6 protein-coding genes and 1 pseudogene are annotated in these 6,023 nt (G+C 46.8%); 5 read left to right on the top strand and 2 right to left on the bottom strand.

Annotation, left to right across the window (positions count from 1 at the left end; genetic code table 11):
• The 3 genes from KNQ13_RS15295 to KNQ13_RS15285 form a co-directional block, all read left to right on the top strand.
• Window positions 1-276 (top strand): IS3 family transposase (locus KNQ13_RS15295; RefSeq protein ID WP_214773221.1); only part of this gene is annotated, 276 nt, incomplete at its 5' end.
• Between the two features lie 44 nt (window positions 277-320).
• Window positions 321-755 carry a sigma factor gene (locus KNQ13_RS15290; RefSeq protein ID WP_209548535.1) on the top strand — a complete coding sequence of 145 codons (435 nt, stop codon included), beginning with the start codon at window positions 321-323 and terminating at the stop codon, window positions 753-755.
• A complete protein-coding gene (locus KNQ13_RS15285) occupies window positions 752-1,588 on the top strand; it encodes a tyrosine-type recombinase/integrase (RefSeq protein ID WP_209548534.1) in 837 nt (278 codons plus the stop codon). The genes KNQ13_RS15290 and KNQ13_RS15285 overlap by 4 nt, the downstream gene beginning before the upstream one ends.
• Here KNQ13_RS15285 and KNQ13_RS15280 read toward each other — a convergent pair.
• Together KNQ13_RS15280 and KNQ13_RS15275 are read right to left on the bottom strand one after the other, a co-directional pair.
• The gene (locus KNQ13_RS15280; protein ID WP_209548533.1) at window positions 1,569-2,387 is read right to left on the bottom strand and encodes a tyrosine-type recombinase/integrase; all 819 of its coding nucleotides are present in this window, start codon (window positions 2,385-2,387) and stop codon (window positions 1,569-1,571) included. The genes KNQ13_RS15285 and KNQ13_RS15280 overlap by 20 nt on opposite strands.
• A 102-nt stretch (window positions 2,388-2,489) precedes the next feature.
• Window positions 2,490-3,617 carry a Fic family protein gene (locus tag KNQ13_RS15275; RefSeq protein ID WP_209548532.1) on the bottom strand — a complete coding sequence of 376 codons (1,128 nt, stop codon included), beginning with the start codon at window positions 3,615-3,617 and terminating at the stop codon, window positions 2,490-2,492.
• A 213-nt stretch (window positions 3,618-3,830) separates the two neighbouring features.
• Between KNQ13_RS15275 and KNQ13_RS15270 the strand changes: the two are divergent.
• Both KNQ13_RS15270 and istA read left to right on the top strand, forming a co-directional pair.
• A pseudogene (locus KNQ13_RS15270) lies at window positions 3,831-4,568 on the top strand (IS30 family transposase); the annotation flags it as partial.
• A gap of 114 nt (window positions 4,569-4,682) precedes the next feature.
• Window positions 4,683-5,942 (top strand): IS21 family transposase, encoded by a 1,260-nt coding sequence (gene istA, locus KNQ13_RS15265; protein WP_209548531.1) that lies wholly within the window; start codon window positions 4,683-4,685, stop codon window positions 5,940-5,942.
• The last annotated feature ends 81 nt before the right edge of the window (window positions 5,943-6,023 follow it).

Here is a 6,023-nt window from a genome sequence, read left to right as displayed (position 1 = left end):
TTCAACAACCGTCTGATTGAGGATGCCCTTCATACGTTCGGAATCCGTCGCTCGTTGAGCGAAAAGGGTTGTCCGTACGATAACGCAGTCGCGGAAGCCACGTTTAAAATCATCAAGACAGAGTTCGTCAAAAAACGAGTGTTCTCGAGTTTGACGGAGCTGGAACGCGAGTTCCAGGATTACGTGAATTGGTTCAATCACCTTCGCATACACGGTACATTGGATTATCAAAGCCCCGTTCGCTACAAACAATCACTTCTTAAGAAGATTGTCTAGTTTAGTGTTGACAATCCACATATCTCAGATTGGATTATCTCTTCATGAATGAAGCCTTAAAACAATGGATCCCCCTCGTCAATTCCCTCCTGTCGCGTCTCTCAATCCATCCGAATGAACACGATGAATGTCGTCAAGCAGCACTACTCCGACTATGGAAATCAATCGAAGAAGGCAAAGTCATGACCGTCACCTTCGCTCGGATTCGTGCGAAAGGGGCGATGCTCGATTACTTGGCGACCCGTAACCGGACTCTGGCTGGTGAAGTCGCCGTCGAGACCTTACCGGAACTCCCCCGTCAGCAGCAAGTTTCCTTCGCCTACTTACTCGATCAACTGAAACAGGAACTTTCCATCAAGGAATTCACGATTCTCCAAGCCCTGCTCCATGGAAACGAGGATGCACTTGGCTACTCCCCCGCTCGGCTCCGGTCACTGAAATCCGAACTCAAACGCAAGGTCCAGGAGATTCTCCTATGATGACGTTTTACTTGGAGCGGCTACTTATGATCATCGAACAGTCACCGAGTTACAGTCCTCTGACGAAAAAAGCCTATCGCGCGGACGTCCGGCATTTCTGTGCCCATGCGGAAACGATCGACATCCCTTCCCTCCACCGTTATATGAACCAGTTAAAACAGACCTATGCCCCGACGACCGTCGCCCGCCGGATCCATGCCTTGGCGACCCTCTTCGATGCACTTGTCGCCGAGCAAGCACTGGTCAAAAACCCATTAGCCCACATCAAAAAGCCGTCCCGTCCGCTTCCGAAACACCGGACCACTTTCAGCTACACCGATGCCCGCCGTGTCATCGAGACGATTCAAGACGAAACGACCTATGCCTTCTACTTCCTGTTGTTACATACCGGTCTGCGGTTTAATGAAGCCCGACAATTACGCAGGACCGATCTCGACCTGACCGAACGTCAACTGTTTGTCCGTCACGGCAAAGGACAGAAAACACGCTACGTCCCACTCCATGATGAGCTGATGACGGTCCTAACACGATATCTCGACGTTCAACCGAACGACGAACTCTTATTTCAAAACGACACTGGACGTTTGCTTGATCCGAATCAAACACGGAAGCAACTTCGTCTTGCCAGCCAACAGGTCCTCAAGCGCATACTCCGACCACACGACCTGCGGGTGACGTTCGCGACGACGCTTTATCGGGAGCATCACGCCGATTTACTGACCGTCATGCGTCTGCTTGGTCATAGTGATGCCAAGACGACACAACAGTATATCCTGCCGTCGTCAGAAGTCGCTCGTTCTTCAATTAACCGTCTCATGCCGACAACGCATTGATGACTTGTTGAAGCTGCGTTTCCTCCGTCAGGATATAGCCTTCCGTTGTTCGAGAGCTGCCGTGACCGAGCAATCGTTGAATCTCAAGTAATTTACGGTTGCCTGTCTGATAGAGATATGTCGCAAAGGAAACACGCAAGTCATGCGGATGTAACGGTCGTCCGTGCGTATCAAGCGACTTCTTACGTAACGTATCACGAGCCTGTTGCTCATTGATTGCTTGACCACGGACGGAACGAAAAACGAGACCCGTCGTCCGTTCTGCTAAAAACGTTCGAAGTTTACTCGCAAGTCTCTCTCCTAGTGGCACTGTCCGCAAGCGTCGTCCTTTCCCGTGTCGTACGAGTAACGTCGACGTCTCAAACTGAAGATCTTCGATCGACAACAAACGGGCCTCCATGAAGCGGAGGCCCGTTTGACTGATGAGTTCAAAGAATAGACGATAGGTCGGATCCGTGATTTGACGAATCGTTTGGATTGTTTCTTCAAGCGGATGATGTTCGCGTTGTTGAATGTGTTGATGAACAATCGGACGGACTTGTTGCATCGGATTTACCTTGAGACGTTTCGCTCGAACCAGTTCATGTCCGAGTGCCATCAACGCATGATACCGTCGCATCGCCGTTGCTGGTTTGTAGCATTGAATCAACTGATCAAAATATGCTTGAAGGGACTTGCCCGACCACTCGACAAAATACTTCTTCATCTGCCGCAAATCACTGCGATAGGCTTTGATTGTTTGCTTACTATATGTCAGATGTGAGACCAGATAGTGTTCCAAATAAGAAAAGTGTGTCATGAGAAGTCCCCCTTTAGTTGTCCTAACAAAAGAATTCCCTTTTCATTTTTCTTTGAATCTCCTCAGAACACTACGCACCAATCACATAGACATGAAAGCTTCTTAATTGATCAATTCCAATAAGTTGTAATTGTAATACTCGATATTTCGTCTTTTCGATGCATCTTTGAACAATAATCCCTTTTCGCTCAACATGTTTAGAGCACTTCTCGCCGTAACGGGTGAAATCTTAAATTGTTTAGCGACTTGGCTGGCAGTCGTGTTTGGGTGACTGAATGTACTCAGATAAACTTTTTCCTGTGTGCTCGTCTCACATTGCGCGAGACCTGTCACAGCCAAATGCTCCGCCGCATCAAGCAGAAGGTTCAGTTTACGTGTCATGCGTTCTGAGGCATCCAAAAAGAAGTTTAACCAGTTGAACCAATTTGGGGAAGCGCCTCGTGTTTCGTTTAATAGATGATAATACCGCGCCCGTTGTCGTTCCAACTCTTCGCTGACTAAAAAAACGGGGCTTGCCACTTGTCCTGATTGCATCATATAGAGCGCGATGATGATGCGACCAAGACGACCATTTCCATCAAGGAAAGGATGAATCGATTCAAATTGAGCGTGCAGAATTGCAACTTTTAGTAAAGGATGGGCCTGTTCGTCGATAATGAACTTATTTGCTTCGAGATGGGATACGTCCATTTTTTTGCCGTAAGCATGACGGTTCGCATAGTTCTCCCAGTTTTCAAGATAACTCTCGATTTCATTCGCATCGACCGGAATATAGACAGCATCTTCACGCCGGTTCGTTGGTCCAATCCAGTTCGGCATTTTTCTAAATTCACCGGCTGAAACATTCGTTCCACGAGCCCCCTGCATCAGAATCTGATGGAGTTCAAGAATCAATCGTGTCGTAATGGGATAGCCAGCCTGAATCCGTTCTTGTCCGACAAATAAAGCGTGCTGATAGTTCAACACTTCGATGTGTTCCCACCTCTGTTCAGATCTGTGACTCTGTTCGACCATATCCGTAAACGTGACATGTGTCCCTTCGATACGGGTCGACTGGACGGATTCTTTTAACGCAAGGGTATTGATCAATTCGGATTTCACGACGGATTGTTTTATTTTTTCATCCAGCCGGCCAACTTCAGTAGAAATCGCTGCTAATTTCATCAATAATTTTGCTGCCTGATCCATTTGAATCGAGATTGGTAATTTTTGAATTCCTTGAATCGCCATCCAAACGTCTCCTTTAAAGATAAAATATTTGTTAAATTAACTTTATCACGCTTTTAAGTTGCTATAAAGAAAAATTTTCATTTATTCTTTCTTTCGATAATTAGAAGTGACGAATTGTAATATTAAGTGCAACACCTAGCTGAAAACACAAAAAGCCCATAACGACCTCGTGTAGAATGGAGTTACCACACCACATTCAACGGAGGGATTGTTATGAGCTATGTTCATCTTACCACATCAGAAAGAGTCAAAATAGAGACGTATCTCGATTTAGGTTTGTCCGTCCGAAAGATTGCGGGACGCCTGGGGCGTCAACCTTCTACGATTTCACGAGAATTGAGTCGTAACCCTTACTATGATGCTTCCCATGCCGACCAGCGCTATGTGGAGCGCAAAAAGAAGTGCGGTGCACGGACGAAGTTCACGCTAGAAAAAGGAATTCGCATCCTCGAAAAGTTACGGGAGACGTGGTCTCCAGAACAGATCGCCGGACGCTTATTTCAAGAAGAAGGACTATCTTTCAAGACGATTTATCGCTGGATTTATACAGGCCTCATCGAGGCCGATTCTCGGCTCCTTCGTCAAAAAGGAAAGCGTCAGAAACCGCGTGAGACGCGTGGACGCTTCAACGTCGGATTGCCGATCAGTCGACGTCCATCCGACGTCAGAGGACGACTAACGTTCGGACATTGGGAGCTTGATACCGTCGTCTCAGCCAGAGGGAAATCCAAAGCCTGTGTCGCAACGTTTCTCGAGCGAAAGAGCCGTTTCTATCTCGCTGTACCGATGGAGGATCGATCCGCTGCCTCGATGGAGTCTGCGATTCAAGCATTGCATCTCTAATTCCCGATGGGAACGTTCCAGACCGCCACGACAGACCGCGGAAAAGAGTTTAGCTGCCATGAACGAATTCGTGAAACGTTAGGCATCCCGATGTACTTTGCGGATCCGTGTGACTGCTAAGATGAAGACAACAATCCGCGACGATTTAAATCCAACACTTCTCGAATCAAATACTTCTTCGCTACACTGTATTTAGAACAGATGTAGGGAGATGAACTAGGAGTGGAAAAGTGGATGATCTACGGAACGATTCATCAATTAAAATCCAAAGGATTTAATGTTTCTCAAATTGCAACGCAGCTCAACGTGAGTAGAAATCGTGTCTATGATTATTTATCAATGGATAGAACGACGTTTGATCAGTGGGATAGCAAACGACAGCGTAAAGTTAGAAAGCTGGATCCCTATCGGGAAGAAATTTTGTCTTGGCTACAGGAATACCCAACCCTGAAAGCTTCCCAAGTGGAAGACTGGCTCAGAGAACGTTATCCAAATCTTCAGGTCGGAGAAAGTACGGTTCGACTCTATGTACGTGATTTGAGAAAAGAGCATGGTATCAGAAGAATGACGAAAGAACGACAGTACGTTGCCGTTCAAGAGTTACCGCCCGGTCAACAGATTCAAGTCGATTTCGGGATGGTTACGCTCTCCCATGAAGATGGTTCAGAAACGAGAGGACGGTTTATCGCCTTCGTTTTGGCACATTCTCGTTACAAGTATGTCGAATGGCTCGATCGACCGTTTAAAGTAGCAGACATGGTGAGGTGTCATGAAAATGCGTTTCGTTTCTTTGGCGGACGGACGCGCGAACTGGTCTATGACCAAGATGCTTTGGTAGCCGTAAACGAAAATAAGGGAGACTTACTTTTAACGGAATCGTTCCAATCTTACGTTTCCTTCCGTGGTTTTCAGGTCCATCTCTGTCGGACTCGTGATCCCGAATCAAAGGGAAAAGTGGAGCGCGTCGTTCAATACGTTAAATCAAACTTTGTTTTAGGAAGGTCCTACCATCACCTGAGGGAATGGAATCAGCGTTGCCTGGAATGGCTTGAACGTACGGCGAACTATAAAAAACATGATACGACAAAAAAGAGACCGTCCGAGGTGCACAGCCTGGAAAAGCTGCACCTACATCCGATCTCTTCACCCGTCTCTTTCGAGACGAACCTTGTATCAAGTGTATCAAGAACCGTCCACAAGGACAATACCATCCGTTATAAAGGTTCACGTTATAGCGTTCCTGTCGGAACGTATCGACACGAGACACCCCGTATCGTTTATCTCCACGAACGTACGTCAGGTGATGCCCTTGTCATCGTAGACCATGAAACAGGTGAAGTGCTGGGGGAGCATCCTCTTGCGTCAGAACGAGGAACGCTCGTCCAATCACCACATCATCAACATGACCTCGTGAAACGAAAAAACGATCAAACGGAGGATGTCTATACGCTTTACGAAAACTATAGTAAAGCAGTTGTGTAATGCAAAATAGGAGTGGTTCTTACGCAATGTTAGTGAACGTTGACACGTATACTCCCGATTAAACACAATCGTTTTCTTACA

The organism is Exiguobacterium sp. s128 (genome assembly GCF_018618815.1).
GTDB lineage: Bacteria > Bacillota > Bacilli > Exiguobacteriales > Exiguobacteriaceae > Exiguobacterium_A > Exiguobacterium_A antarcticum.
Note: the sequence above shows the minus strand (reverse complement) of the source record. Positions and strands in the feature narration are given on the sequence as shown.